28 protein-coding genes, 1 other RNA gene and 1 pseudogene are annotated in these 25715 nt (G+C 54.3%); 16 read left to right on the forward strand and 14 right to left on the reverse strand.

The genetic code is table 11. The features are described 5' to 3' along the window. Positions 1 to 518 precede the first annotated feature (518 nt). On the reverse strand, positions 519 to 1655 hold the full coding sequence (gene rlmG, locus CWM52_RS18805) for a 23S rRNA (guanine(1835)-N(2))-methyltransferase RlmG (RefSeq protein WP_100685495.1): 1137 nt from the start codon (positions 1653 to 1655) through the stop codon (positions 519 to 521). A gap of 136 nt (positions 1656 to 1791) precedes the next feature. Here rlmG and CWM52_RS18810 point away from each other — a divergent pair, with 136 nt between their 5' ends. The 3 genes from CWM52_RS18810 to CWM52_RS18820 all read left to right on the forward strand — a co-directional run bounded on the left by CWM52_RS18810 (position 1792) and on the right by CWM52_RS18820 (position 4601). After that, a complete protein-coding gene (locus tag CWM52_RS18810; protein WP_100685496.1) occupies positions 1792 to 2292 on the forward strand; it encodes a M48 family metallopeptidase in 501 nt (166 codons plus the stop codon). 73 nt (positions 2293 to 2365) lie between these two features. After that, entirely contained in the window at positions 2366 to 3355 is a 990-nt protein-coding gene (locus CWM52_RS18815) for a Gfo/Idh/MocA family protein (protein WP_100685497.1), read from the forward strand. Positions 3356 to 3635: 280 nt separating this feature from the next. Then, positions 3636 to 4601 carry a TerC family protein gene (locus CWM52_RS18820; protein ID WP_100685498.1) on the forward strand — a complete coding sequence of 322 codons (966 nt, stop codon included), beginning with the start codon at positions 3636 to 3638 and terminating at the stop codon, positions 4599 to 4601. 95 nt (positions 4602 to 4696) lie between these two features. On the opposite strand, the gene CWM52_RS18825 is transcribed toward CWM52_RS18820, so the two are convergent. From CWM52_RS18825 to uxaC, 3 genes are all read right to left on the reverse strand, one after another. Continuing rightward, positions 4697 to 5251, reverse strand: a complete 555-nt coding sequence (locus tag CWM52_RS18825) for a YgjV family protein (protein WP_100685499.1) — start codon at positions 5249 to 5251, stop codon at positions 4697 to 4699. A 125-nt stretch (positions 5252 to 5376) separates the two neighbouring features. After that, the gene (locus CWM52_RS18830) at positions 5377 to 6864 is read right to left on the reverse strand and encodes a UxaA family hydrolase (protein ID WP_100685500.1); all 1488 of its coding nucleotides are present in this window, start codon (positions 6862 to 6864) and stop codon (positions 5377 to 5379) included. Between the two features lie 18 nt (positions 6865 to 6882). Further along, positions 6883 to 8295 (reverse strand): glucuronate isomerase, encoded by a 1413-nt coding sequence (gene uxaC / locus CWM52_RS18835; protein ID WP_100685501.1) that lies wholly within the window; start codon positions 8293 to 8295, stop codon positions 6883 to 6885. A gap of 481 nt (positions 8296 to 8776) precedes the next feature. Here uxaC and CWM52_RS18840 point away from each other — a divergent pair, with 481 nt between their 5' ends. The 11 genes from CWM52_RS18840 to CWM52_RS18890 all read left to right on the forward strand — a co-directional run bounded on the left by CWM52_RS18840 (position 8777) and on the right by CWM52_RS18890 (position 16181). Continuing rightward, entirely contained in the window at positions 8777 to 10078 is a 1302-nt protein-coding gene (locus tag CWM52_RS18840) for an MFS transporter (protein ID WP_100685502.1), read from the forward strand. Between the two features lie 129 nt (positions 10079 to 10207). Then, positions 10208 to 10984 (forward strand): transcriptional regulator ExuR, encoded by a 777-nt coding sequence (exuR, locus tag CWM52_RS18845; RefSeq protein WP_100685503.1) that lies wholly within the window; start codon positions 10208 to 10210, stop codon positions 10982 to 10984. A 336-nt stretch (positions 10985 to 11320) separates the two neighbouring features. Next, positions 11321 to 11983 (forward strand): DedA family general envelope maintenance protein YqjA, encoded by a 663-nt coding sequence (yqjA, locus tag CWM52_RS18850; protein WP_100685504.1) that lies wholly within the window; start codon positions 11321 to 11323, stop codon positions 11981 to 11983. Between the two features lie 2 nt (positions 11984 to 11985). Further along, on the forward strand, positions 11986 to 12369 hold the full coding sequence (mzrA, locus tag CWM52_RS18855; protein WP_100685505.1) for an EnvZ/OmpR regulon moderator MzrA: 384 nt from the start codon (positions 11986 to 11988) through the stop codon (positions 12367 to 12369). Between the two features lie 149 nt (positions 12370 to 12518). Then, on the forward strand, positions 12519 to 12887 hold the full coding sequence (locus CWM52_RS18860; RefSeq protein ID WP_100685506.1) for a DUF1090 domain-containing protein: 369 nt from the start codon (positions 12519 to 12521) through the stop codon (positions 12885 to 12887). A gap of 44 nt (positions 12888 to 12931) precedes the next feature. Next, positions 12932 to 13237 (forward strand): DUF883 family protein, encoded by a 306-nt coding sequence (locus tag CWM52_RS18865; protein WP_100685507.1) that lies wholly within the window; start codon positions 12932 to 12934, stop codon positions 13235 to 13237. 2 nt (positions 13238 to 13239) lie between these two features. Continuing rightward, entirely contained in the window at positions 13240 to 13638 is a 399-nt protein-coding gene (locus CWM52_RS18870) for a phage holin family protein (protein WP_100685508.1), read from the forward strand. After that, positions 13635 to 13931, forward strand: a complete 297-nt coding sequence (locus CWM52_RS18875) for a YqjK-like family protein (protein WP_100685509.1) — start codon at positions 13635 to 13637, stop codon at positions 13929 to 13931. The genes CWM52_RS18870 and CWM52_RS18875 overlap by 4 nt, the downstream gene beginning before the upstream one ends. Positions 13932 to 14228: 297 nt before the next feature. Continuing rightward, positions 14229 to 14621, forward strand: a complete 393-nt coding sequence (locus CWM52_RS18880) for a DoxX family protein (RefSeq protein ID WP_004867955.1) — start codon at positions 14229 to 14231, stop codon at positions 14619 to 14621. A gap of 77 nt (positions 14622 to 14698) precedes the next feature. Then, complete coding sequence (locus CWM52_RS18885) at positions 14699 to 15685, forward strand: glutathione S-transferase family protein (RefSeq protein WP_100685510.1); 987 nt, start codon at positions 14699 to 14701, stop codon at positions 15683 to 15685. 127 nt (positions 15686 to 15812) lie between these two features. Further along, complete coding sequence (locus CWM52_RS18890; protein WP_100685511.1) at positions 15813 to 16181, forward strand: DUF805 domain-containing protein; 369 nt, start codon at positions 15813 to 15815, stop codon at positions 16179 to 16181. Positions 16182 to 16219: 38 nt separating this feature from the next. Here the strand turns inward: CWM52_RS18890 and CWM52_RS18895 are convergent, their stop codons facing one another. Further along, positions 16220 to 17116, reverse strand: a complete 897-nt coding sequence (locus tag CWM52_RS18895; protein ID WP_100685512.1) for a LysR family transcriptional regulator — start codon at positions 17114 to 17116, stop codon at positions 16220 to 16222. A gap of 104 nt (positions 17117 to 17220) precedes the next feature. On the opposite strand from CWM52_RS18895, the gene CWM52_RS18900 reads away from it, so the two are divergent. Both CWM52_RS18900 and CWM52_RS26390 read left to right on the forward strand, forming a co-directional pair. Next, positions 17221 to 17922 carry a pirin family protein gene (locus tag CWM52_RS18900; protein WP_100685513.1) on the forward strand — a complete coding sequence of 234 codons (702 nt, stop codon included), beginning with the start codon at positions 17221 to 17223 and terminating at the stop codon, positions 17920 to 17922. A 24-nt stretch (positions 17923 to 17946) separates the two neighbouring features. Further along, positions 17947 to 18114 carry a hypothetical protein gene (locus tag CWM52_RS26390; RefSeq protein ID WP_165785416.1) on the forward strand — a complete coding sequence of 56 codons (168 nt, stop codon included), beginning with the start codon at positions 17947 to 17949 and terminating at the stop codon, positions 18112 to 18114. A 195-nt stretch (positions 18115 to 18309) separates the two neighbouring features. Here the strand turns inward: CWM52_RS26390 and CWM52_RS18905 are convergent, their stop codons facing one another. From CWM52_RS18905 to garL, 9 genes and pseudogenes are all read right to left on the reverse strand, one after another. Then, the gene (locus CWM52_RS18905) at positions 18310 to 18717 is read right to left on the reverse strand and encodes a hypothetical protein (RefSeq protein ID WP_100685514.1); all 408 of its coding nucleotides are present in this window, start codon (positions 18715 to 18717) and stop codon (positions 18310 to 18312) included. After that, on the reverse strand, positions 18710 to 19204 hold the full coding sequence (locus tag CWM52_RS18910; RefSeq protein ID WP_227521313.1) for a hypothetical protein: 495 nt from the start codon (positions 19202 to 19204) through the stop codon (positions 18710 to 18712). Before CWM52_RS18910 ends, CWM52_RS18905 begins: the two co-directional genes overlap by 8 nt. An 88-nt stretch (positions 19205 to 19292) precedes the next feature. Beyond that, positions 19293 to 19544 carry a hypothetical protein gene (locus CWM52_RS18915; protein ID WP_100685515.1) on the reverse strand — a complete coding sequence of 84 codons (252 nt, stop codon included), beginning with the start codon at positions 19542 to 19544 and terminating at the stop codon, positions 19293 to 19295. Next, complete coding sequence (locus CWM52_RS18920; protein WP_100685516.1) at positions 19544 to 21079, reverse strand: S-type pyocin domain-containing protein; 1536 nt, start codon at positions 21077 to 21079, stop codon at positions 19544 to 19546. Before CWM52_RS18920 ends, CWM52_RS18915 begins: the two co-directional genes overlap by 1 nt. Before the next feature lie 10 nt (positions 21080 to 21089). After that, the gene (locus tag CWM52_RS18925; protein WP_227521314.1) at positions 21090 to 21551 is read right to left on the reverse strand and encodes a hypothetical protein; all 462 of its coding nucleotides are present in this window, start codon (positions 21549 to 21551) and stop codon (positions 21090 to 21092) included. Between the two features lie 392 nt (positions 21552 to 21943). Beyond that, an RNA gene (gene rnpB / locus CWM52_RS18930) (RNase P RNA component class A) lies at positions 21944 to 22320 on the reverse strand. Between the two features lie 32 nt (positions 22321 to 22352). After that, positions 22353 to 23499 (reverse strand): annotated as a pseudogene (garK, locus tag CWM52_RS18935) (glycerate 2-kinase). A 61-nt stretch (positions 23500 to 23560) separates the two neighbouring features. Further along, complete coding sequence (gene garR / locus CWM52_RS18940; protein WP_100685518.1) at positions 23561 to 24451, reverse strand: 2-hydroxy-3-oxopropionate reductase; 891 nt, start codon at positions 24449 to 24451, stop codon at positions 23561 to 23563. A 26-nt stretch (positions 24452 to 24477) separates the two neighbouring features. Next, positions 24478 to 25248, reverse strand: coding sequence for a 2-dehydro-3-deoxyglucarate aldolase (gene garL, locus CWM52_RS18945; protein ID WP_100685519.1), 771 nt, complete (start codon positions 25246 to 25248; stop codon positions 24478 to 24480). Positions 25249 to 25715 lie beyond the last annotated feature (467 nt).

A 25715-nucleotide genomic window follows, 5' to 3' on the forward strand; every position in this document is an offset into this window, starting at 1 on the left:
CCCGGGCTACATGTGCTGGAGATTTAACGGGATTTCCCCGGGGCGCTGCGCTTGCCCGGGCTACATGTGCTGGAGATTTAACAGGATTTCCCCGGGGGCGCTGCGCTTACCCGGGCTACATGTGCTGGAGATTTAACAGGATTTCCCCGGGGCGCTGCGCTTGCCCGGGCTACATGTGCTGGAGATTTAACGGGATTTCCCGGGGGCGCTGCGCTTGCCCGGGCTACATGTGCTGGAGATTTAACGGGATTTCCCCGGGGCGCTGCGCTTGCCCGGGCTACATGTGCTGGAGATTTAACAGGATTTCCCCGGGGGCGCTGCGCTTACCCGGGCTACATGTGCTGGAGATTTAACGGGATTTCCCCGGGGCGCTGCGCTTGCCCGGGCTACATGTGCTGGAGATTTAACGGGATTTCCCGGGGGCGCTGCGCTTGCCCGGGCTACATGTGCGAGCGACGTGAGATGAGTAGCCCGGCTAAGGCGAACGCCGCCAGCCGGGGTGTCCTGGCGGTCTGCGATTAGCGCAACTTACGCAGTTTCACCGCTTTCAACACCACAAATTTATTGTTGGTAGCGACGGTGGCGCAATTACCGAAAATTTTCTTCAGCTTGTGGAAATAATCCAGATGGCGGTTGGCCACAATATACAGCTCACCGTTGATCTTCAGGCAGCGGCGCGCGTGGTGGAACATCTCCCAGGCGATATTATCGGTTAACGCGTGTTTCTGGTGGAACGGCGGGTTGCACAACACGGCGTTGAAGCGGAAAGGCTCAACGCCGGACAGCGCGTTATTAATCATAAACTCGCAGCGATCCAGCGCCTCGGACATGTTGGTCTCCACGTTCAGGCGACTGGAGGCGACGGCCATCGGCGACTCATCGACGAACACCACGTTAGCCTGCGGGTTCTTCTCCAGCAGCGTCAGGCCAATCACTCCGTTACCACAGCCCAGATCGACAATCTCGCCTTCAAGATCTGCCGGCAGGTGTTCGATAAAGAATCGCGCGCCGATATCCAGCCCGGTGCGGGAGAACACGTTCGCGTGGTTGTGAATGGTCCAGTCGGTCCCCTCCAGCTTCCAGCTCAGCGTCTGCGGCGCATCGGCAAGTTCTGGCTTACTGAAAGTACAGTTGATCAGTCGGGCTTTCTTCCAGGCCAGAGTGGTGGTGGTCGGCCCCAGCACTTTCTCAAACAGATCCAGCGTAGAAGTATGAATATCTCGCGCCTTTGCGCCGGCGATAATGCGGGTTTGCGGCGTCACGACCTGGCGCAGCGCGCGCAGCTGCTGCTCGAGCAAGGCCAGCGTTTTCGGCACTTTCATCAGGACAACGCCTGGCGCCGACGGATACTCCGCAGTGCTGTCGAGAAACTTGACGCTGGATTCCGCAATATCGTTATGGCGTAAATTCTCACGCGTGGCGAGCTCGGTGAGATAAGAGTCGCCGATGCTAAACGGCGTATGCTCCGCCAGCGCGCAGCTCAGTGCGCCAAAGGTATCGTTGAAAATCAGGACCGGGCCGTTAATCTCCGTGTCATCCAACTGCTGCAGCAGATATTCATCCGCCGCTTCCCACGCCAGTAGCGGGTTAACGTCATCCGTTTCTGGAAAACGTTTTAGTGTCAGTGAACGGAAACCGTTGTCTAAGTGGCTCATCGGCCCTCCTGAGTGGTAAAATTTCGGCGTTATCCCTGAAAGGGTGCGTGAGTATACCCTTTTTATACACAAAATCATTCAAGATGCGCCGATGCAGCCTGAAGGAGGATGTGAAGATCTTTTATCTGGAGCCGTCATGAGTCAACTCACTTACCTGCAGGGCTATCCGGAGAATTTACTTTCTCAGGTCCGCACATTGATTGCCGAACAGCGCCTGGGGGCGGTCCTGCAGAAACGCTACCCGGAAGGCCATGACGTCAATAACGATAAGGCGCTGTATCAATACACCCAGGATCTGAAAACCCGCTATTTGCGCGGCGCGGCGCCGGTCAATAAGGTGATGTACGACAGTAAGATCCACGTCCTGAATAACGCGCTCGGCCTGCATACCGCCATTTCGCGGGTTCAGGGTGGTAAGCTGAAAGCGAAAGCCGAAATCCGGGTGGCGACGGTGTTCCGCGATGCGCCGGAGGCATTTTTACGCATGATCGTGGTGCATGAGCTGGCGCACCTTAAAGAGAAGGATCACAACAAGGCCTTCTATCAACTGTGTTGCTATATGGAGCCGCAGTACCACCAGCTGGAGTTCGATACCCGTCTGTGGCTGACGCATCTTTCGTTAAATCGTTCTGCGTAGTCGCGCACTGGTTTTGTCATGATGGCATGTTAGAGTGGCCCAAGGTCCCCTTTAACGGAGTTCGTTAACGTTTATGATACGTTTCGCTGTTGTTGGCACAAACTGGATAACAAAACAGTTTGTCGATGCCGCCCATGAAACGGGCAAGTATAAACTCACCGCCATTTACTCCCGTAGTCTTGAACAAGCGCAGGCCTTTGCCAGCGATTATCCCGTCGAACAGCTGTTTACCTCGCTGGACGAGCTGGCGCAAAGCGATGCCATCGACGCGGTGTACATTGCCAGCCCGAACTCCCTGCACTTCCCGCAAACAAAGCTATTTCTGAGCCATAAAAAGCACGTAATTTGCGAAAAACCGCTGGCTTCAAACCTGCGGGAAGTCGAAGACGCTATCCGTATCGCTCGCGAAAACCAGGTGGTGCTGTTCGAAGCCTTCAAGACCGCCAGCCTGCCGAATTTTCTGCTGCTGCAACAGTCGCTCGGCAAGGTGGGTAAACTGCATAAAGCGTTTATCAACTACTGCCAGTACTCCTCCCGCTATCAGCGCTATCTCGACGGTGAGAACCCGAACACCTTCAACCCGGCCTTCTCGAACGGCTCGATTATGGATATCGGTTTCTATTGTCTGGCCTCGGCGGTGGCGCTGTGGGGCGAGCCGCGCGCGGTTCACGCCAGCGCCAGCCTGCTGGACAGCGGCGTTGATGCCCAGGGTAGCGTGATCCTGAACTACGCCGATTTTGACGTCACCCTGCACCACTCCAAAGTGAGCGACTCCACGCTGCCAAGCGAAATTCAGGGCGAAGCCGGTGCGCTGACGATCGAAAAAATCTCCGAGTGCCAGAAGATCTGTTTCATCCCACGCGGCGGGAAGGCTCAGGATCTGACGCAGCCGCAGCATATCAATACCATGCTGTACGAGGCAGAAGAGTTTGCGCGTCTGGTGGAGAACAACCAGGTTGTTCACCCGGGGCTGGAAGTCAGCCGTATTACGGCGAAGCTGCTGAGTGAAATACGTCGCCAGACCGGCGTCGTATTCCCGGCGGATAATCCGCAGGTGGCGTAAAAGAGTGTAAAGGGAGCGTCAGCCACCATTGACGCCATTTATCCCTTGTCATATTTTGTTACCTGCAAAGGGGAGTAACTTCCTTGCCGGTGGATCGTCATTACGATGCGTGCAAAGCCGCATCCGGTCGCCGGGCAATAATAAAAGGTCCTGCCGTTATCGCGCGGTTCTTTTATTGTTGTAAGTGAGACCTTGCCGGAAGGCGAGGTCTATGCATAAACACGCAACGGCTGCCGTCTTCCGACGTCAGCCGTTTTGTTTTTATGTAAGGAATTAAGTAATGAATACTGTCGGCACACCGTTGTTATGGGGCGGATTCGCCGTGGTCGTGGTGATCATGTTAGCCATCGATCTGCTTCTTCAGGGACGGCGTGGGGCGCATGGCATGACCATGAAACAGGCCGCGGGTTGGTCAATTCTCTGGGTCACGCTCTCCCTTCTCTTTAACGCCGCTTTCTGGTGGTATCTGGCGCAAACCGCAGGCCGCGCCGTCGCCGATCCGCAGGCGCTGGCCTTCCTTACCGGCTATCTGATTGAAAAAGCGCTGGCCGTAGACAATGTCTTTGTCTGGCTGATGCTATTCAGCTACTTCTCCGTGCCGCCTGCGCTGCAGCGCCGGGTACTGGTTTATGGCGTACTGGGCGCGATCGTGCTGCGTACGGGAATGATCTTTGGCGGCAGCTGGCTCATTTCCCAGTTCGAGTGGTTGCTCTATCTCTTCGGCGCTTTCCTGCTGTTTACCGGCGTGAAGATGGCGCTGGCGAAAGAGGATGATGCCGACATCGGCGACAAACCGCTGGTACGCTGGATCCGCAGCCACCTGCGGATGACCGATAAGATTGAAGGCGAGCGCTTCTTTACGCGGCAAAACGGCGTCCTGTTCGCCACGCCGCTGCTGCTGGTGCTGATCCTGGTCGAACTGAGCGACGTGATTTTCGCGGTCGATAGTATCCCGGCAATCTTCGCCGTCACCACCGATCCGTTTATCGTGCTGACGTCGAACCTGTTCGCGATCCTCGGCCTGCGCGCCATGTACTTCCTGCTGGCTGGCGTCGCAGAGCGCTTCTCCATGCTGAAATATGGTCTGTCGATCATTCTGGTCTTTATCGGTATCAAGATGCTGATCGTCGACGTCTACCATATCCCGATTGGCGTCTCGCTCGGCGTGGTTGGCGGTATTCTGGCGCTGACGCTGCTGATTAACGCCTGGGTCAATCAGCAACACGACAAGCAAAAACAGCGGTAATCAGCGACAACATGGCCAGGGGAGACCGTTTTCACCCGGCGCGTTGCTCCCGCAGGCCTGGCAAATATGGACGATGGCGGACAAAACCGCCGCATTTAGCGCGCAGGAGGGGTCTCTTCCTGCACGCTCCTTTCCACTTTAAACGGATCGATACCACGCTTTTGCATCCGCCGGAAGCGCACGATATTCAGGCCGTTCATCACCAGAAAGCTCCCTTCAATTAGCGTGCCGCCGATCGACCCCAGCCAGAAGTTATGCATAACCCAGCAGGCGGTCGCACACCACATCACACAGCGAACGGTCAGCCCCCGACAGCGAAAGAGTGCCCAGGTGCTGGCAAGCGTCGCAATAATGGGCAATAGTTCCATCGCATGCTGGATTTTTGCCAGTCCAAACACCAGCGTGAGCACAATAAAAACGGCCATCACCCAGAGCTTACGGGTACGCATCGAGACAAGGGTTCGTATGGTATTCAGCTCGGCGCTTATCCCCGCCGGGTACGCTCCCATCAAAAAGAAGTGCACGCCGATGGTTGCGCTATAGACCGCCAGCTGTAGTTTAAATCGACGCTCGTCGCGATTGATAAAAGTGGTGATACCGATCAGAAAGGCGATGACGCCAACGCCCTGGGCCAGCCAATACGCGGTCATGGGAAGTCCTTATCAGGAAATACACAAACAAACGGCGCTCCATATTATGAAACGCCGTTTTTAACAGCAACGATAATGCTACCCTCAACAGACCAGGGGCAACGGCAGGGGATAATAGCGGGTTCCTACAACGTTACGCCACTCTTAAAGATAGCCAGCTCACGGAAGTCATTACGCTCATTGCAGGTCGGTTTGCCATTGACGATATCAACGAGGGTATCCACGAACTCTTCCAGCAGTTGAGGCATCGCTTTACCGTGAATCAGTTGGCCGGCGTCGAAATCGATCCAGTGTTTCTTTTTCGCCGCCAGCTCGCTGTTGGTCGAGATTTTCACCGTCGGCACGAAACCGCCGTAAGGCGTGCCGCGACCGGTGCTGAACAGCACCATATGACAGCCCGCACCGGCCAGCGCACTGGTGGCCACCGCATCGTTGCCCGGCGCGCTCAGTAGGTTGAGGCCATGCACTTTTAAACGTTCGCCATAGCGCAGGACATCCACCACCTCGCTGGAGCCCGCTTTCTGCGTACAGCCCAGCGACTTATCCTCCAGCGTGGTGATCCCGCCCGCCTTATTCCCCGGCGACGGGTTCTCGTAAATCGGCTGGTTATGCGCAATGAAGTACTGTTTAAAGTCATTGACCATCGTCACCAGCTTGTCGAAGGTCTTTTCATCGCGGCAGTGGCTCATCAGCAGCTGCTCGGCGCCGAACATTTCCGGGACTTCCGTCAGTACGGTGGTGCCACCGTTGGCTATCAGGTAATCCGAGAAGCGTCCCAGCATCGGGTTCGCGGTAATCCCCGACAGGCCGTCCGAACCGCCGCACTCGAGGCCAAACTTCAGCTCGCTCAGTTTGCCTGGCTCACGTCTGTCGTGACGCATCACCTCATAAAGCTGATGCAGATGCTCCACTCCCGCTTCCACTTCGTCGTCCTGCTTCTGGCAGATCATAAAGTGAACGCGCTGCGGATCGAACTCGCCGAGGGTTTCGCGGAACGCGTCGACCTGGTTGTTCTCGCAACCGAGGCCAATCACCAGCACGGCCCCGGCGTTCGGGTGACGCACCATGTTTTGCAACATGGTACGGGTATTGATGTGATCATCCCCCAGCTGCGAGCAGCCGTAAGTGTGACTGAAGAGGAAGACGCCATCGGTGCCTTCCGCTTCGTTGGTCTCTTTCAGAAACCGGTTCTGAATCTGACGGGCGATACCGTTGACACAGCCGACGGTCGGCAGGATCCAGAGTTCATTGCGCACCCCGACCTCACCGTTAGCACGACGATAGAGCTGCACGTCGCGGTCGGCCGGCTGCGCCGACGGCCCGGCAAGATCCGGTTGATAGCGATACTCGTCAAGGTCGCTCAGGTTGGTTCGCGTATTATGGGCATGAATATGCTCCCCAGGCGCAATATCCGCCAGCGCATGACCAATGGGCAGACCATACTTGATGACGTTTTCTCCCTTCGCAATCGCGCGTAGCGCGAACTTATGACCACGTACCACGTCCTGGCTTAAGGTAACCGCATCATCATCAATGGTGACCTGGGTACCCGCCGCCATATCTGCTAACGCGACAGCAACGTTATCCTGCGAGTGGATTTTAATGTATTGCATAACAACCGGCCTCTGGTCTTAATTCAGTTCAATCGCGAAGTAATCACGCGCATTGTTAAAGCAGATATTTTTCACCATCTCGCCGAGCAGTTGAATATCCGCCGGCGCTTCGCCCGCGGCAACCCAGCGGCCGATCATCTGGCACAGAATGCGGCGGAAATACTCATGACGGGTGTAGGACAAGAAGCTGCGGCTGTCGGTCAGCATGCCGACGAAACGGCTGAGCAGACCAAGCTGAGCCAGCTGGGTCAGCTGACGTTCCATGCCGTCTTTCTGATCGTTGAACCACCAGCCGGATCCGAACTGCATCTTGCCCGGCATCCCTTCTCCCTGGAAGTTGCCGATCATCGTACCCAGCACTTCGTTATCGCGCGGATTCAGGCAGTAAAGAATGGTTTTCGGCAGCAGGTTTTCTTCATTCTGCTTGCTCAGCAGACGGGACAGCGCTTCCGCCATTGGACGATCGTTGATGGAATCAAAGCCAACATCCGGCCCTAACAGTTTGAACTGACGCTGGTTATTGTTGCGCAGCGCGCCAATGTGATACTGCTGCACCCAGCCACGACGGGCGTATTCTGCGCCGAGGAAGACCAGCACGGCCGTTTTAAACTGCGCAATTTCATGCTCATTCAACGCTGAACCGGCCAGGCGGCGAGCAAGGATGCTATCGAGTTCGGCTTCGCTGGCTTCGGCAAACAGCACCACATCCAGCGCATGATCCGAGACTTTACAGCCGTGCGCGGCGAAGTGATCCAGACGTTTCATCAGCGCAGCCTGCAGATCGGCAAAGCGACGGATATCGGTATCCGAGACTTCACCCAGCTTCGCCATATAGTCGTTAAACGTCGCCTGCTCAATGTTGAACGCTTTATCCGGACGCCAGCTTGGCAGCACTTTGGTGGTGAAGGTCGTATCTTTCGCCACCGCCGCATGATGTTCCAGCGAATCAATCGGATCATCGGTGGTGCCGACCATTTTCACGTTCATTTGCGTCATGATGCCGCGGGCGGAGAAGCTCTGCTGGGCCAGCAGATCGTTACACTGATTCCAGATTTCATCCGCGGTGGACGGGGAGAGCAGCTTACCAGTAATACCAAACGGGCGGCGCAGCTCCAGATGTGTCCAGTGATAAAGCGGGTTGCCGATCGTATGCGGTACGGTTGCCGCCCATGCGTCAAACTTCTCGCGGTCCGAGGCATCGCCGGTACACAGGCGCTCGGCCACGCCATTGGTGCGCATCGCGCGCCATTTGTAGTGGTCGCCTTTCAGCCAGATGTCATACAGATTTTGAAAGCGATAATTTTCGGCAATCTGCTGCGGCGGCAGGTGGCAGTGATAGTCGAAAATCGGCTGGTCTTTGGCGTAGTCGTGGTACAAACGGCGGGCAAACTCGGTATCAAGCAGAAAATCTTCGGTCATAAATGGTGTCATTTTCATTTCCTCTTCGCCCCATTGAGGAGCCCTTCAGATGATTGACGATCATGCTGACAAAGTTATCACACCAATTTACACAGGCCGAAATCTTTTTCGTGAGTTAGATCAATAAACGCTGACAAAAAAAGTCCCCTTTCTGGCGTAAACCCTTGCGCAAGCCGCGCCAGTACTGGCTTTGCTCGCAAGAAATAATACCCCCATAAACTTTCCCACTTTTGTGACAGTACTCAACCTTTAAAGTTGTATGACAAGTTATCTTTCTGCCGTCGCAACATATAAACCACAGGAATGTACTGGCGATGATTCATTACATCGCATTGACCGGTATGGATACCGAATTGAGCAAAACAATTAATGGCAAGGTTCGGGCCATATGGGTTTTCCCTGCTGGGCCCTCCGTTTCTCCTTCTCAACCCTGCTACAGGGTTTGAAGATGGCCGCACGCGCTGCGGAGATATAACAAACGATGAGGTTTTACATGCGTAAAATTAAAGGGTTACGTTGGTACATGATCGCACTGGTGACAATGGGCACCGTGCTGGGTTACCTGACACGTAACACTGTGGCTGCGGCTGCGCCAACTCTGATGGAAGAGTTACACATCTCCACCCAACAGTATTCCTATATCATCGCAGCCTATTCAGCTGCTTATACCGTCATGCAGCCGGTGGCGGGCTACGTCCTTGATGTACTGGGCACGAAGATCGGCTATGCCTTCTTCGCTATCGCGTGGGCCGTTTTCTGTGGTTCAACGGCGCTGGCGGGCAGTTGGGGCGGATTAGCGCTGGCTCGTGGCGCGGTCGGCGCAGCGGAAGCGGCGATGATCCCGGCAGGCCTGAAGGCCAGCTCCGAATGGTTCCCGGCAAGAGAACGTTCTATTGCCGTGGGTTACTTCAACGTCGGCTCTTCAATCGGCGCGATGATCGCCCCGCCGCTGGTGGTCTGGGCGATTGTAATGCACAGCTGGCAGATGGCGTTCATTATCTCCGGTGTCTTAAGCTTTATCTGGGCAATGGCATGGCTGGTCTTCTATAAACACCCCCGCGACCAGAAAAAATTAACCACCGAAGAGCGAGACTACATCATCGGCGGTCAGGAATCACAGCACCAGACCAACAACAGCAAGAAAATGTCGCCGTGGCAGATCCTGCGCAACCGCCAGTTCTGGGGCATCGCCCTGCCGCGCTTCCTGGCCGAGCCAGCCTGGGGGACCTTCAATGCCTGGATCCCGCTGTTCATGTTTAAAGTCTATGGCTTTAACCTGAAAGAAATCGCCATGTTCGCGTGGATGCCAATGCTGTTTGCCGACCTGGGCTGCATTGTTGGCGGCTATCTGCCGCCGCTGTTCCAGCGCTGGTTTGGGGTTAACCTGATTGTGTCGCGTAAAATGGTCGTGACCATGGGCGCACTGCTGATGATTGGCCCGGGGATGATCGGCCTGTTTACCAGCCCGTTCGTGGCTATCGCCCTGCTGTGCGTCGGCGGCTTTGCACACCAGGCGCTGTCCGGTGCGCTGATTACGCTCTCTTCTGACGTATTTGGCCGTAACGAAGTGGCTACGGCAAACGGCCTGACCGGTATGGCGGCCTGGATGGCGAGCACCATGTTCGCCCTAGTGGTTGGCGCTCTGGCGGATACCATCGGTTTCAGCCCGCTGTTCGCCGTACTGGCGGTCTTCGATCTGCTGGGCGCCCTTGTCATCTGGACCGTTCTGAAGAACAAGTCGGCCGATGACGACGCCCCACCGCTCAAAACGACTAAGCCGGCGACGCAAAACTAGCCCTGATATAGTGAGAAAGGTTGACCAGGCCGCCTCTTCGAAGGCGGCTTTTTCATGCCTTAATGTGGTGAGATGCGGGTAAAAGTGGTATAACAAATCCAATATTGTCGCCATCTTCCGGGAGTGAATATGGAAATCACAGAACCGCGTCGTTTGTATCAGCAGCTTGCTGCCGAGCTGAAGGCGCGCATTGAACAAGGTGTCTACCTTGTGGGCGATAAGCTGCCTGCAGAGCGTTTTATCGCCGATGAAAAGAGCGTCAGCCGCACCGTGGTTCGCGAAGCCATTATCATGCTGGAAGTGGAAGGCTATGTGGAGGTACGCAAGGGCTCCGGCATCCACGTCATCTCCAATCATCCGAAGCATCAGCAGGCGGTTGATGAAACCCTGGAGTTCGCCAGCTACGGTCCCTTTGAGCTGCTGCAGGCGCGTCAGCTGATTGAAAGCAATATTGCCGAATTCGCCGCCACTCAGGTAACCAAGCAGGACATCATGAAGCTGATGGAGATTCAGGAGAAGGCGCGTAAAGAGAAATGTTTCCGCGATTCGGAATGGGATCTCCAGTTTCACGTCCAGGTGGCCCTGGCGACGCAAAATACGGCATTAGCCGCTATTGTTGAAAAAATGTGGACCCAGCGCGTGCATAACCCGTACTGGAAAAAGCTCCATGACCATATCGACCTGCGCACGGTGGATAACTGGTGCGACGATCATGACCAAATTCTGAAGGCGCTGATTCGCAAAGATCCGCACGCGGCGAAACTGGCCATGTGGCAGCACCTGGAGAACACTAAGCTGATGTTGTTCAACGAAACCAGCGACGATTTTGAATTCAATGCCGACCGCTATCTGTTTGCAGAAAATCCGGTCGTTCACCTCGATACCGCCGCCAACGGCGCAAAATAAGCGGTTATCTTCATTTCAGGCAGGCGGCCAGCGCCTGCCCGCAACCCAGCCAGGGTAAGCAAACATATATAGTGTCAGCCTGTGTAAAGACACTCGCCACCCGCCGCCGCAATCAGCAAAATCAACCAGCATCTGACTGCAATTTTTCTGACGTAAACTCAGTGCATTTGTTACAATTAGATGCATTTTGACGTTCTGAAGCGAGCTTGCGCTGATTTCACTTTTAACAGGGAACCGTTCAGAACGCACCGACAGCGACCCTAATCGAATAAGAATCTATATCGCTATACACACTGCGTTCAGGCATAACGTTAACCGCTGTACCAGGAATCGTGAATGGAACTATTAACCCAATTGTTGAATGCTTTATGGAGCCAGGACTACGAGACCCTCGCGAATCCCTCCATGATTGGCATGCTTTATTTTGCCTTATTTATGATTTTATTCCTTGAAAACGGCCTGCTTCCCGCCGCCTTTTTACCCGGCGACAGCCTGCTGGTGCTGGTCGGCGTTCTGATCGCTAAAGGCGCAATGGGTTTTCCGGAAACCCTGCTTCTGCTGACGACGGCAGCCAGCCTGGGGTGTTGGCTCAGCTATATTCAGGGCCGCTGGCTCGGCAATACGCGGATTGTGCAAAACTGGCTTTCACATTTGCCTTCCCACTACCACCAGCGCGCGCATCACCTGTTTCATAAACACGGGCTCTCCGCCCTGTTGATGGGCCGTTTTATCGCCTTCGTTCGTACGCTGCTGCCGACTATTGCCGGACTTTCGGGTCTGAGCAATGCCCGCTTCCAGTTCTTTAACTGGATGAGCGGTCTGCTGTGGGTTCTGATTCTGACTTCCCTGGGTTACCTGCTGGGTAAAACCCCGGTGTTCCTCAAATATGAGGATCAGCTGATGTCCTGCCTGATGCTGCTGCCGGTCGTGCTGCTGGTATTTGGTTTAATCGGCTCGTTAGTGGTCCTGTGGAAGAAAAAATACAGAAGCCGGAGCTGATGATGGCCATAAAAAGCCTCTCCCGATACCGGATTAGCTGGCTGCTGGGCGGTTCTGTTTTTTTGTGCGCGCTGATCTGGCTATGGCTGGCGGCGCAGCAACAGGAATCAACCCTGACTATCCACCCTGTCTCCCGGGGCGTTGGCATACCTGACGGTTTTTCCGTCTGGCATCATCTTGACGCCAACGGGATTCGTTTTAAAAGTATCACACCGCAAGAAGACGGCCTGTTGATCAAATTTGATTCCAACGCCCAGGGCATCGCCGCAAAAGAAGTGTTGGGCCGCGCCCTGCCACATGGTTATATTATTGCTTTGCTGGAGGACGAGAATACGCCGACAGCATGGCTCTCCCGTCTGCGCGATGCGCCACACAGATTTGGATAACCAGCCAAAATTCTGAATATTTTCACGCAGTTTGGTGGTTTCTCGTTTTACTTACTATGCTTAAGACTGCGGGAGCCGCCGGGCTGACGTTTATCGACTGGATCGGGCATATCTCCCGGTATGCCCTCACACAATGGAAGGTAGCATTCATGAAATACCGCATAGCTCTGCTCCTGGTCCTGGGTTCGCTTAGCGCCAGCGCCTTTGCCAACACTCCCTGTCAGGAAAAAGAGCAGGATATTAAGCGTGAGATTAGCTACGCTGAAAAACACCACAATCAGAGCCGTATCGATGGCCTGAATAAGGCACTCAGCCAGGTCAAAGCAAACTGCAGCGACAGCCAGCTCAGAGCCGCTCATCAGCAAAAAATCGCCAGACAGCGTGAAGAGATTGCTGAACGTCAGCGCGACCTGAAGGAAGCCCGGAAAAAAGGTGATGCGGATAAAATCAGCAAGCGCCAGCACAAACTTGATGAAGCGCAGCAAGAGCTGAAAACGCTCGAGTCGCGTGATTACTAGTTAGTTACTTTTTACGTTATGGACCCACTCTACAGGAGAGAAAGATGCCTAAAGACAACGTTGCAGACGATCTGCGTGCAGAACTGAAGACTCTGGCTGATACCCTGGAAGAAGTGCTGAACTCCTCCACGGATAAGTCAAAAGAAGAGATTGGCAAACTGCGTAGCAAGGCAGAAAGCGCGCTGAAGGAAAGCCGCGTCCGTTTGGGTGAAACCAGCGATGCCATCGTCCGACAAACGCGTGAAACCGCCGCCCGCACCGACGAGTACGTCCGCGAAAATCCGTGGACCGGTGTAGGTATTGGCGCAGCCGTCGGGCTGGTGCTGGGTGTCCTGCTGACGCGTCGTTAATTATGGCGGATTCTCAATACACGCAGGGGCCGGGCAAGAGCGTTTTCGGTATCGGCCAGCGGATCATGACGCTGCTGGTTGAAATGGTGGAAACGCGCCTGCGCCTGGTGGTCGTGGAGCTGGAAGAAGAGAAGGCGAACCTCTTCCAGCTGTTTTTGATGCTGGGGCTGACGCTGCTGTTTGCCGCCTTTGGCCTGATGAGCCTGCTGGTTCTGATAATCTGGGCCATCGATCCCCAGTATCGGCTGTATGTGATGATTGCGACCACCGCCGTGCTGCTTCTCAGCGCATTAACTGGCGGTATCTGGACGCTGCGTAAAGCCCGCCGTTCGACTTTCCTGCGCTTGACGCGCAAAGAGCTGGCGGAAGACCGCGCGCTGCTGGAGGAAGAACGCCAATGAGCAGCAAACAGCAACGCGAGCAGCGCAAAGCGCTGCTGTTGCGCGAGATCCAACAGCAGCGGCTGGATTTAATCGCCAGCCGCCGCGACTGGCTCGACGCGACCGCCCCGTTAGACCGCGGCTGGCAAACCTTCCAGCACCTGCGCTCCTGGGCGGTAGTCGGCAGTGGTCTGATGGCCGTCTGGTCCGTTCGTCATCCGCGCTTTTTACTGCGCTGGACTAAACGCGGCTTCGGTCTCTGGAGCACCTGGCGCATGGCAAAACGCCTGCTGCGCCAGACATCATCCCTCTAAACCTCTTCCCGTCCCCGACTTTCTTTGTTCCGCGGCGTAAATGCCTCCGTGCATGACGCGGCTCTTCATCGCCACGGCGACCGCCGGCGACGGCGGTCATCCCTGCTCATTGCCCAGGTTACCGCTGTCTGCCGATCGCAATCACTCAGAATCTTTGATGAAGATCTACAGTTTTCCTTGCTAACAATTCTTTTCGAGCCTCGCTACTATTCTCTCCATCGACAGCAAACCCGCGTAACTACGCAGGATTGCACCAAAAAACAAAATCGCCGCCCTTTGGGTTTTCTGGAGTAAGAAATGAAAAAATTAGAAGATGTTGGTGTACTGGTAGCACGTATTCTGATGCCAATCCTGTTTATCACCGCAGGTTGGGGAAAAATCACCGGTTATGCGGGTACTCAACAATATATGGAAGCCATGGGCGTACCGGGCGCATTACTGCCGTTAACCATTCTGCTGGAGTTCGGCGGCGGTCTGGCGATTCTGTTCGGTTTCCTGACGCGTACCACCGCGCTGTTCACCGCAGGCTTCACCCTGCTGACCGCGTTCCTGTTCCACAGCAACTTTGCTGAAGGCGTGAACTCACTGATGTTCATGAAAAACCTGACCATCGCAGGCGGTTTCCTGCTGCTGGCCATCACCGGCCCAGGCGCATTCAGCATCGACCGCGTGCTGAATAAAAAGTGGTAAGCGCACTATACTGAGTGAAGAACAAAGCGAGGAGATATCTCCTCGCTTTTGCTATCTGAAGCCTGAAGGAGGAAAAAATGGGACAATTAATCGACGGCGTCTGGCATGATACCTGGTACGACACCAAATCCACCGGAGGGCGTTTCAAGCGTTCCGTTTCAGCCTTCCGCAACTGGCTGACTGCCGATGGCGCACCGGGCCCTTCCGGCGACGGCGGCTTTGCCGCAGAAAAAGATCGCTATCACCTGTACGTATCCCTCGCCTGCCCGTGGGCGCACCGCACGTTAATTCTGCGCAAGCTCAAAGGCCTGGATCCTTTCCTTTCCGTCTCGGTGGTGCATCCCCTGATGCTGGAAAACGGCTGGACTTTCGACGACGATTTTCCCGAGGCTACCGGCGATACGCTGTATCAACATGAATTCCTCTATCAGCTTTACCTGCACGCCGATCCGCACTACACCGGACGCGTCACGGTGCCGGTGCTGTGGGATAAAAAACAGCATACGATCGTCAGTAATGAGTCGGCTGAAATCATCCGCATGTTCAATACCGCCTTTGACGGCCTCGGCGCCAGCGCGGGTGATTACTACCCGCCCGCGCTGCGCGAAGAGATCGATGCGCTTAACGGTTGGATCTACGACAACGTCAATAACGGCGTCTATAAAGCCGGGTTCGCCACCAGCCAGCAGGCCTATGATGAAGCGGTCGATGCCGTGTTCACCTCGCTGGAGCGCCTGGAGCAGATTCTGGGCCAGCATCGCTATCTGACAGGCAGCCAGCTGACCGAAGCCGATATTCGTCTGTGGACTACCCTCGTGCGTTTCGACCCGGTCTACGTGACCCACTTTAAGTGCGACAAACGCCGTATCAGCGATTACCCCAATCTGTATGGTTTCCTGCGCGATATCTACCAGATACCGGGCATTGCGGAAACAGTGAGTTTTCCCCACATCCGCAACCACTACTATCGCAGCCATAAAACGATAAACCCAACCGGGATTATCTCCGTCGGACCTCATCAGGATCTCAGCGAGCCGCACGGCCGGGACCGTCTGTTCCGCTAACCTGCCGGGCGCCATTCCCGGCGCCCGATATTTTCAGATCCTGAATATTTACCCGCCTGCTATTCACGTCTATTCTTATTGCGATCGCTTTAAAAACAAGTGATTGACCGTTAACCGAGGCGTAAAAATGGACTGGTATTTAAAAGTACTGAGAAACTATATTGGATTTGGCGGCCGCGCACGCCGCAAAGAGTACTGGATGTTTATTCTGGTCAACATCATCCTGACCGGCGTACTGAGCATCATCGATAAAATGCTGGGATGGCAACGCGCAGGAGGTGAAGGCATCCTGACGACGATTTATGGCGTGCTGGTCTTTTTACCATGGTGGGCGGTGCAGTTTCGCCGTTTACACGATACGGATCGCTCGGCGTGGTGGCTGTTGCTGCTGCTGATTCCGGTTATTGGCTGGCTTATCATCCTGCTCTTCAATTGCCAGAACGGTACGCCCGGCAACAACCGTTTCGGGCCGGATCCCAAACCCCTGTCATCGTGAAAGATGCGCTCCTCCCGCGGAAGGAGCGCATAGCGGATTTATTTCCCGGCAAACAGCTTAGGGATCTCGCGCAGACACCATGACTTCGCTTCGCCCATGCTGTCGCGGCGCCACGCCATAATGATGTCGATTTCATTGGTATATTCCGGGCTGACAACCCGTAAGCGCCCTTCGGCGATGTCTTTCTCGACCAGCGGATAGGGCATCGTCGCCACCCCCAGCCCCGCCAGCAGAGCCTGACGTTTATCTTCAATGGTACTGACCGTTAAGCGCGGCTGTTTGTCGAGCAGCTGTACCGTCAGAACCGGACGCTCGCGGGCGGTATCGGCCACCGCCACGCCGCGATATTTTACCCGCGTCACCTCGGAAAGCGGCTCCGGCTCCTGGTGAATGGGGTGATCCGGCGCAGCGACATAGACGCTCAGTACCGAATAGAGTTTGCGAGAGTTAATCTCCGATGAGGAACGAAAATGCATGTCCGGGGCGACCACAATATCCGCACGCCCCTGTTCCAACCGCTCCCACGCGCCGGCCAGCACTTCGGTAAGCACCGACAGCTGGGTATTTGATTTGGTTGCCAGCTTCTCAATCAGCGGGAAAAAGTCCAGGGTCGGTACCAGGGCTTCGGTCACGATGGTCAGATGCGTTTCCCAGCCGCGCGAAAGCGCTTCGGCATCGGTGGTGAGTTTATCGGCCGCTTCCAGCAACACGCGCCCGCGTTCCAGTAACATCCGCCCAACGTTGGTGAATTTTGTCCGGTGTCCTGAGCGGTCAAACAGCACCACATCCAGCTCCTCTTCCAGCTTTTGCATGGTGTAGCTGAGGGCTGAGGGCACTCGTCCGAGTTCATCAGCCGCAGCAGCAAAACTCCCGCGCCTGTCGATAGCGTCCATTACGCGTAACGCTTCCAGCGTTAATGCTCTCTCTCTGGCCATAGCACTCTCATTCAGGAAATTTGAATATACCGGGCAGAATATCTGGCTAACAATACAGCGTCCATACCTTTACCATTGATTTAGTGTAAAGAGAGGTCAAGAAAATGATTACTACCCGAACAGCCAAACAATGCGGACAAGCAGATTTCGGCTGGCTGCAGGCCCGCTACACCTTTTCCTTCGGACACTACTTTGACCCTAAACTGTTAGGTTACGCGTCTTTACGCGTCCTCAACCAGGAAGTTCTGGCACCCGGCGCGTCGTTTCAACCGCGTACCTACCCGAAAGTCGATATCCTGAACCTGATTCTGGAAGGGGAGGCGGAATATCGTGACAGTGACGGCAACCATGTACAGGCAAAGGCCGGTGAAGCGCTGCTGATATCCACTCAGCCGGGGGTGAGTTACAGCGAGCACAATCTGAGTAAAGACGGTTCGCTGACGCGGATGCAGCTGTGGCTGGATGCCTGCCCGCAGCGAGAAAATCCGCTGGTGCAGAAAATGGCTATCGCCGGTAGCGGGCAACAGCTGCTCGCGTCGCCTGACGGCGCGCAAAACAGTTTACAGCTGCGTCAGCAGGTGTGGATCCACCACCTCGATCTCGCCAAAGGCGAACAGGTTGATGTCCGGATCCATGGGCCGCGCGCCTACCTGCAATCGATCCATGGAACGGTGCATGCGGTCGCCGATGAAGAAGAAAAACAGGCCCTGACCTGCGGTGACGGAGCGTTTATTCGTGACGAAGCTAACATTACCCTCGTTGCTGATACGCCGTTGCGGGCTTTACTGATAGATTTACCGGTGTAATAACGGGAGTCATGGAGTCTGTCAGTGAGTAAGCATAAGAAGAAAGCAAAGAAAGCCGTATCGTCGCCCGAGCCGCTGTTAACGGAGCCAACGCAGGTCGTCAGTTTTGGTTATGAACAGATGCTCAGCGAACTGGAAGCCATTGTTTCAGAAGCCGAGATGCGGATTCAGGATGAAGAAAACGCCGCCTGAACGGTCACCTTCGGAAATAGCAAAACGCCCTGCTTAGCTTATCCTGCGCAGGGCGTTTTTGAATGAGTTGAAGCTGACTGATAAGCCGGCTCCGTTCAACCATACGTCAGGTATCTACGGCGCAGGGGTTGTCTTGTGTCGCAGACTGTATCTCACTTTGTGTCTCAGAGCAAAGCCCGCTAAGAGACGTGCCTTTTACACCCAACTATGTTTTATCGCCAGCATCAAAATCCCTGAGATTACAAAAAATACTATACTAATCAGACCAAGAAGTGCCTCTACATAAAATGGTCTGATAATCCGTTTCGGTAGTCCCCGGATGAAATCTTTATCATCATTTTTGGTCAGTATTGAGCTTTTATTCCACAATAGCGGCATAAATATGAACTGCGTTTTTATGCCGTATGCGCCCTTGAAGTAAAGTGAGTTAACGTTCTCGAACAGTAATACGGCATCGGGAAGGCAGCCAAACTTCTCTTTGTATAGCTGACAGACCTCTTTAAATCTTTTCCTGTTCAGAAGTGAGGCTATTACACTGGCAATGATGAACACAGTACCAAGGCAAGTAGCCACGAGGAATACTTTATCTGGAGTATTAATCATTGCTGCTTACCTTGTATAAAAGCTCGCCGGAGTACTCTCCTACCGCAGATAATGCCTTATCACTACCGTATGCTATACCACCACTTACGCCGATCGTGCAGAGCAAGGCACCTGCGCCGCCAGCCTCTATTGTTGCAGCCCCCAGTACCACTGCGCAGATTGAACTTGCTGCGCTGCCTTGGATAATTCTGCTTGCCAAAGCCCCCCCAGCTAAGCTACCTGCAAACTCACCAATGGAAGTAAACGAGATTTTGGCACAATCTCGCCCCACAGTGCAGGCTTCAGTGATCTTCGCTGCGGTATCCAATGCTGAAAGGCCAATGCCGATCTTCCCGGCTGTTTCCATCCATTTGACGTATTTCGCCAGCTTCTCGATGTGTGTCGCGTAACCTTCGATATCGCTAACGCCTGTTTCATTCCACCGATGAGTGATTGAACGGCTGGAGAGGCCAAGAGCACTTTTCAGGTCAGTGTATTCATTGAACATGAAGCGGTACTTCCACAGAATTGATTATCATCACTTTTCTACATTTCTGGTTGGGTCTGCTAGACTGGTTTGCTTTTTGAGCCAAGTGTCAAATTTCTCCAGCCGAAAGTTGCAGGGTAAGATCACTGGAGTAAAATGTCCTACCTAGCAATACCTCCAAAAGAATGGCTTGTTCTTTGTTGATATTGTAAACACCAATACCATGCATGAAATCAGCTTTATCCTCAGCGTTTAATCCCATAATTTCGGCTAATGTATTGGCATTTTTTTCTGGTATATCGATTTCAAAAAGTAAATTTTCATCTACCTTGCTGTAAGCATCAATTGTGTAAACTATCATTATTTCTCCACCTTTCTGGTTGGATTAGCAGGTTTTGTTTGCTCTCCAGTAATATGATTGAACTCGCCTAAGTGATTGCGGCCAGAACGATCATACACCTCGACTGTGCCATGCTGTGAATCCCATTCATAAATTTTCCCCTCAGAATCTTTCCATCTATTTCGCAATTTCCCACCACCTTTCACAGGGGTTTTAGCCTGTGTTTTTTTTGCATCAGGGAATGCCGGCAACGGCGGATTTTCTTTTGGAGGTGTATGGTATTTGTGAGCCGCGTTTAGATAGATATAAACTGGGTCAAAGATCCCGGCTGGATGTACAAGAATATAATCCCGGAAGGAGCGTTCTCCCGGTGCGGGTGTTTCCGTTGACCACGGGCTGTCGATTTCACTTTCCGGGTAAACCAGCACGTTCGGCGGAATGTAGACGTTATCCTGCTTGCCAGTGTTGGAAGGTGAAGCATATCCAGGATCATCTGGTGTCCAGACAATAATCGGTTTAGTTGCACCATCTTCCCAGAATTCGTAATTCCCCGTAGTGGTGTTCTTCTGAAGCATACGCACCGGAACTTTATCCTGCCCGCCTCTGGCGCTGACGTGGAATCCTTTCGGTCTCATGGTGCCGTACTGGTCAGCCTCCCAGCGAAAACGCACGCGGGTTGGAACATCTTCTTTTTTCTGTGCTGCCTGTTCAAGGCGCATCCTGTCGATATAGTCCTGCTCGCCGCTGTTGAGTTTTGGCGAGTAGAACATACCGAATAGAAAAACTGTTGAGGGGTTAGGCGTAATCCAACGACCAGCGGCAGTAAGGTTCCCGCCGATTTTTTGCAATGTCGCATACCCGGCCTCAGTCGTCGCACCTGTCGTAATCCCGGCAGTTGTCGCGGCTCTTGCTGTTGCCGTTCCTGCTGTCACAGTGGCTTTAGTTGTATCCGGGGAACTGAAAAGGCGCTTATACCACGGGCGGTTGTCTTCTGGTGGTGGTGTTGGTTCAGCTGGTTTGTGTTTCTTTGCTGCCTGTGCATGCTGAACGGGTTCTTCTTCTGGTTGTTCCGCTTGAGGAGTTGCACAGTAATAGCCAGCATGACCGAAATTATCAACGGATTCCTGATCGGTCCCTGCGTCGGTGCAACCTTCCCCCCGTAGACAGGATTTTGCAAAGACAGGTAATGCACTCAGCGCTGCCGCAGCGGCGGCGGCTTTATTTACTGGTGGTTCTAAAACACCGAAAGGATCATTGACCTGCACCGTTCCGGGGGCGATAAGGAAGTTTGAGCCCATCGGGCAATCGCAGTGAATGACCGAACCATCTACGGCGACAGCTTCGCCATTCGTTTGTCGGTGATCGCCGGTAATAATTACCCCTACTTCCCCGCATTTCGGGCAAGGTGTGGTCTTATCACCAATGTAGAGTTTTAACTTGCCCATGACCGACATACCGGGGCGAGCGGCAATACATTGTGCGCCTGTTGAGGTTTTATCCCCGTGTAGCCCAACATTTTTACCGTGAACCGTACAGCCTCTGTTTACCGATGCCATAGTGACCGCCTTATTTCAGAAAGTTTTCTGGTAAGGATTCTCCGGCCCGGACTGACCTTCTGACACTTCCCTGAGGGCTACTGATTATTTCGTCGCCGTTATCGAGTGAACTACCAACAAGAGCGACGGAGTCACCAGAAGTATTTCCTGCCCCGGTGCTAATCTTCGCGGAGGCTCCATCCGGATAACGAACCTCATCACCCACAAGAGAAACATTTAGCCGTACACCGCCCTCAATTTCGATCTGCTGCCCGTTGTATTCACTGAAAACCGTTCCTCCATCGCGGGTTAAGCTGCCTTCTGTAGCGACCAGATAAGCGGCTGTAACTGGATGAGCGAGGTTGTAGTCATTTCTTTCAGCGATCAGGCTACGGGCTTCTTCGTTCATTTCCGCGAGCTGCTCAGCTGTGAATGGTGACTGGTCAAAGGCTGCCAGTATTTCGGCGGTAAGTTCATTAGTGTATTGCTGCATAAGTCCCTCTGCTTGTTGTGAATTTTCCCTCATACGTAATCTATTGTACAAATAACGCCCACACCAAGGAAGTTATTTTCAATAAAAATAAAACGCAATTTCAAAATATTCGTTGCATGAATATTTCGTAGATTTTCATCCGGTCTGTGAAATATCAAAGAAAGGACTTCATGGATGATGTGATTGTCCCGCTTCAGAGCGGCGGAGGTGAAAGTATCTTGGGTGGGTACGATGATGACTAGTGAAAAAGGGTATTGCTCATTGAACGAGTTGAAGCTGACCGCTAAGACGCTTTGTCTTTAGGGATAGCGTCGTGGACAGTCAGTCATCTTTTTTTATTTCTATGCAATAAGCAAAAACCCCCGCCATTACTGACGGGGGTTTTCGGTGAATGAGGAAGCTGACCGATAAGCCGGGTTCTGTCGTGGACAGTCATTCATCTAGGCCAGCAATCGCTCACTGGCTCAAGCAGCCTACCCGGGTTCAGTACGGGCCGTACCTTGTGAACCCCTATTTGGCCTTGCTCCGGGTGGAGTTTACCGTGCCGCGAACTGTTACCAGTCGCGCGGTGCGCTCTTACCGCACCCTTTCACCCTTACCTGATCCCGCTTGCGCGGGCCATCGGCGGTTTGCTCTCTGTTGCACTGGTCGTGGGTTTCCCCCCCAGGCGTTACCTGGCACCCTGCCCTATGGAGCCCGGACTTTCCTCCCCTCCGCCCGTCTCCCCCGAAGAGGACGACGACGAAGCGGCGACTGTCTGGTCAGCTTCGGCGCGAAGTATAAAAGGTTTACCGCCGGTTGTCATCCTTCCATCACAATCCCGACCTGCAAAGTCGCGGCAACATTCCGTGAAGCGCGATAAATATTGTCCGACGCGCCGCGAAAGGCCTCCTCCAGGCTCGTAATAGTGGTCAGCACGCTGAATACCGCGTCGATGCCATACTGATGTACCACGCCGACATCGCGGGCCAGGCTGCCGGCAATACCAATCACCGGCTTATGGTATTTTTTCGCCACGCTCGCGACGCCGACCGGCACCTTACCGCTAATGCTTTGACTGTCGAGCCGTCCTTCACCGGTCACCACCAGCGAACAGTCAAGAATATGCTCTTCCAGATTCAGCGCCTGGGTCACAATCTCAATACCACTACGTAATTCAGCATTCAGAAATGCCATCAGCGCCGCGCCCATGCCGCCTGCGGCACCGGCTCCGGCGACCTCTTTGACATCGACGCGCAGGGTTCGCTTAATGACATCGGCATAGTGCTCAAGATTACGATCCAGCTCGAGGATCATCGCTTGCGTCGCCCCTTTTTGCGGGCCGAAAATCCACGAAGCGCCCGTCTCGCCAGTCAGTGGGTTAGAGACATCGCAGGCCACGCGAATTGAACATCCCTGCAAACGCACATCCAGCGCCGACAGGTCAATCGAATTCAGGCAGGCAAGGCTGCCACCGCCGTCGCCAATATCCACGCCGTTCGCGTCGCGAAGCCGCGCTCCCAGCGCCTGCACCATCCCTGCCCCCCCCGTCGTTGGTCGCGCTGCCGCCAATGCCAATAATGATATTTCTCGCCCCATGCTCCAGCGCCTGCAAAATCAGCTCACCGGTGCCGCGCGAGGTCGTCAACAGCGGATTACGCTGCGCGGGAGGCACCAGCCCCAGCCCGCTGGCCGCCGCCATTTCAATGAATGCGGTTTGACCATCCCCGGAAAGCCCCCAGCAGGCATCAACCGGTACACCCAGCGGCCCCGTCACACACGCGCTCATTTTGGTTCCCTGGGTCGCGGCGATCATCGCCTCAACAGTCCCTTCTCCGCCATCGGCGAGCGGAACCCTCACGTAGAGCGCATCGGGGAAAATCTCCCGAAAACCTTTTTCTATAGCCTGTGCAACCTCAGTGGCCGAGAGACTTTCTTTATACGAGTCTGGGGCGATTACGATTTTCATAGTGATTAGCCTGACAGTGCCGCGCAAGGCAAGAATGACAGGGCGTCCTCCGCCCTTCTTGTTAGCGAGTGACTTCCACTTTCGCCAGTTTTTCGTAGTAACACGCCAGTGCGCTGTGGTCAGCGGTACCCAGACCATCCGCGCGCAGCGCCTGCATCATCTCCATCACCGCCGCGGTCAGCGGCAGCTGTGCGCCCACCCCGTGGGAGGTATCCAGCGCATTCGCCAGATCTTTGATATGCAAATCGATACGGAAACCCGGTTTAAAGTTGCGATCCATCACCATGGGCGCTTTGGCATCCAGCACGGTGCTGCCGGCCAGACCGCCGCGGATTGCCTGATACACCAGATCCGGGTTCACGCCAGCTTTGGTCGCCAGGGTCAAGGCTTCAGACATGGCCGCAATATTCAGCGCCACGATCACCTGGTTGGCCAGCTTGGTCACATTACCGGCGCCGATATCGCCGGTATGCACGACAGAGCCTGCCATCGCTTTCAGCAGGTCATAATATTGGTCAAAAATCGCTTTATCGCCGCCAACCATGACGGACAGAGTAGCGTCGATGGCTTTCGGCTCGCCGCCGCTGACCGGCGCATCCAGCATATTTACGCCTTTCGCCTTTAGCGCATCGCTGATTTCGCGACTCGCCAGCGGCGCGATAGAGCTCATATCAATCAGCACGGTGCCCGGCTTCGCCCCTTCGATAATGCCGCCGTCGCCCAGCGCCACCTCTTTCACATGCGGGGAGTTCGGCAGCATGGTGATGATCACCTCACACTGTTCAGCTATCGCTTTCGCCGAAGCGGCGGTTTCAGCGCCTGCGGCAATCACTTCTGCGATGGCTTGCGGATTACGATCGGCAACCACCAATGAGTAACCCGCTTTGAGGAGGTTTTTACTCATGGGTTTACCCATGATGCCAAGGCCAATAAAACCAACTTTCATTGTCATGTCTTTCTCTCTTATTCCGGTGACGGTTATTTCTTAAAGGAATCAGCCAGTTTCTGCGTGGCGGAGCGGAATACGCCCAGATCGCTGCCGACGGCGACAAAGGTCGCCCCCCATGCCAGATAGCGGCGCGCATCCGCGTCTACCGGCGCCAGAATGCCGCTCGGCTTGCCGTGCTTTTTCGCGCTCGCAAAGATGTGCTGGATAGCCTGCTGGACCTGCGGGTGAGAGGCGTTGCCCAGATGTCCCAGCGCGGCGGCCAGGTCGCTTGGGCCGACAAAAATACCGTCGACGCCCGCCGTAGCGGCAATCGCATCAACGTTGTCCACCCCCTGCTGGCTTTCAATTTGCACAAGGATGGTGATGTTTTGGTTCGACTGCGCGAAGTAATCCGGCACCGTGCCAAACATATTGGCGCGGTGCGACACGGAGACGCCGCGAATCCCTTCCGGCGGATAGCGCGTGGCGGCGACGGCGTTGATCGCTTCTTCTTCGCTTTCCACGAACGGGATCAGAAAGTTATAGAAACCAATATCCAGCAGGCGCTTAATGATCACCGGTTCGTTGGTCGGTACGCGCACAACCGGCGCGCTGACGCTGCCTTTCAGCGCCATCAGTTGGGGGATAAAGGTAGAGATATCGTTCGGCGCATGTTCGCCGTCCAGCACCAGCCAGTCGAAACCGGCCAGGCCTAATACTTCGGTGCTGATGGGACTGGCCAGGGCGGACCAGCAGCCAATTTGAATCTGATGCGCCGCCAGCGCCGCCTTAAATTTGTTGGGAAAGATATCGTTATTCATCACTTATACCTTGTCGCTTAACCGTTAATTATTTCTGCAGTTCCATATATTGAATGTCGCCGACAATAAACGGGGGATAATTCATTGCCATCAGGCCAGACATCCGCCGAAGATTCGCGCTGCGTTGAATCAGAGCCAGTCGCTTCATTTATTTATTATTGGCGGATCTCTTAATGTATAAACCGCGATCAGAAGCATATATTTACTCATCCGGCGCATAGTAAGCATGACTCAGTATAATCAGCTCACGACAATAGAACACCGTGCATAAACCCCATAAAATGGAATAAATAATCATTAAAATTGTGCATACGCCATAATCAATGGGCGCTGATGCACAGTTCCATGGATTGCCCCCGGCAGCGGATTTGCTCCCGCAACAATGAGTGACTGGGATCACACATCTCAAGCAAAACACCTGACATTCTTGGCCCAGGAAATTCGTTCATCAGAAACTGAATAGCCGT

The sequence above is a fragment of the Raoultella sp. T31 genome (assembly GCF_002806725.1).
Lineage (GTDB): Bacteria > Pseudomonadota > Gammaproteobacteria > Enterobacterales > Enterobacteriaceae > Klebsiella > Klebsiella electrica.

Coding starts and splice junctions, on each gene's coding strand:
- rlmG (WP_100685495.1), bottom strand. CDS start 1,655: ATGAGCCACTTAGACAACGGTTTCCGTTCACTGACACTAAAACGTTTT.
- CWM52_RS18810 (WP_100685496.1), top strand. CDS start 1,792: ATGAGTCAACTCACTTACCTGCAGGGCTATCCGGAGAATTTACTTTCT.
- CWM52_RS18815 (WP_100685497.1), top strand. CDS start 2,366: ATGATACGTTTCGCTGTTGTTGGCACAAACTGGATAACAAAACAGTTT.
- CWM52_RS18820 (WP_100685498.1), top strand. CDS start 3,636: ATGAATACTGTCGGCACACCGTTGTTATGGGGCGGATTCGCCGTGGTC.
- CWM52_RS18825 (WP_100685499.1), bottom strand. CDS start 5,251: ATGACCGCGTATTGGCTGGCCCAGGGCGTTGGCGTCATCGCCTTTCTG.
- CWM52_RS18830 (WP_100685500.1), bottom strand. CDS start 6,864: ATGCAATACATTAAAATCCACTCGCAGGATAACGTTGCTGTCGCGTTA.
- uxaC (WP_100685501.1), bottom strand. CDS start 8,295: ATGACACCATTTATGACCGAAGATTTTCTGCTTGATACCGAGTTTGCC.
- CWM52_RS18840 (WP_100685502.1), top strand. CDS start 8,777: ATGCGTAAAATTAAAGGGTTACGTTGGTACATGATCGCACTGGTGACA.
- exuR (WP_100685503.1), top strand. CDS start 10,208: ATGGAAATCACAGAACCGCGTCGTTTGTATCAGCAGCTTGCTGCCGAG.
- yqjA (WP_100685504.1), top strand. CDS start 11,321: ATGGAACTATTAACCCAATTGTTGAATGCTTTATGGAGCCAGGACTAC.
- mzrA (WP_100685505.1), top strand. CDS start 11,986: ATGGCCATAAAAAGCCTCTCCCGATACCGGATTAGCTGGCTGCTGGGC.
- CWM52_RS18860 (WP_100685506.1), top strand. CDS start 12,519: ATGAAATACCGCATAGCTCTGCTCCTGGTCCTGGGTTCGCTTAGCGCC.
- CWM52_RS18865 (WP_100685507.1), top strand. CDS start 12,932: ATGCCTAAAGACAACGTTGCAGACGATCTGCGTGCAGAACTGAAGACT.
- CWM52_RS18870 (WP_100685508.1), top strand. CDS start 13,240: ATGGCGGATTCTCAATACACGCAGGGGCCGGGCAAGAGCGTTTTCGGT.
- CWM52_RS18875 (WP_100685509.1), top strand. CDS start 13,635: ATGAGCAGCAAACAGCAACGCGAGCAGCGCAAAGCGCTGCTGTTGCGC.
- CWM52_RS18880 (WP_004867955.1), top strand. CDS start 14,229: ATGAAAAAATTAGAAGATGTTGGTGTACTGGTAGCACGTATTCTGATG.
- CWM52_RS18885 (WP_100685510.1), top strand. CDS start 14,699: ATGGGACAATTAATCGACGGCGTCTGGCATGATACCTGGTACGACACC.
- CWM52_RS18890 (WP_100685511.1), top strand. CDS start 15,813: ATGGACTGGTATTTAAAAGTACTGAGAAACTATATTGGATTTGGCGGC.
- CWM52_RS18895 (WP_100685512.1), bottom strand. CDS start 17,116: ATGGCCAGAGAGAGAGCATTAACGCTGGAAGCGTTACGCGTAATGGAC.
- CWM52_RS18900 (WP_100685513.1), top strand. CDS start 17,221: ATGATTACTACCCGAACAGCCAAACAATGCGGACAAGCAGATTTCGGC.
- CWM52_RS18905 (WP_100685514.1), bottom strand. CDS start 18,717: ATGATTAATACTCCAGATAAAGTATTCCTCGTGGCTACTTGCCTTGGT.
- CWM52_RS18910 (WP_227521313.1), bottom strand. CDS start 19,204: ATGTTCAATGAATACACTGACCTGAAAAGTGCTCTTGGCCTCTCCAGC.
- CWM52_RS18915 (WP_100685515.1), bottom strand. CDS start 19,544: ATGATAGTTTACACAATTGATGCTTACAGCAAGGTAGATGAAAATTTA.
- CWM52_RS18920 (WP_100685516.1), bottom strand. CDS start 21,079: ATGGCATCGGTAAACAGAGGCTGTACGGTTCACGGTAAAAATGTTGGG.
- CWM52_RS18925 (WP_227521314.1), bottom strand. CDS start 21,551: ATGCAGCAATACACTAATGAACTTACCGCCGAAATACTGGCAGCCTTT.
- garR (WP_100685518.1), bottom strand. CDS start 24,451: ATGACAATGAAAGTTGGTTTTATTGGCCTTGGCATCATGGGTAAACCC.
- garL (WP_100685519.1), bottom strand. CDS start 25,248: ATGAATAACGATATCTTTCCCAACAAATTTAAGGCGGCGCTGGCGGCG.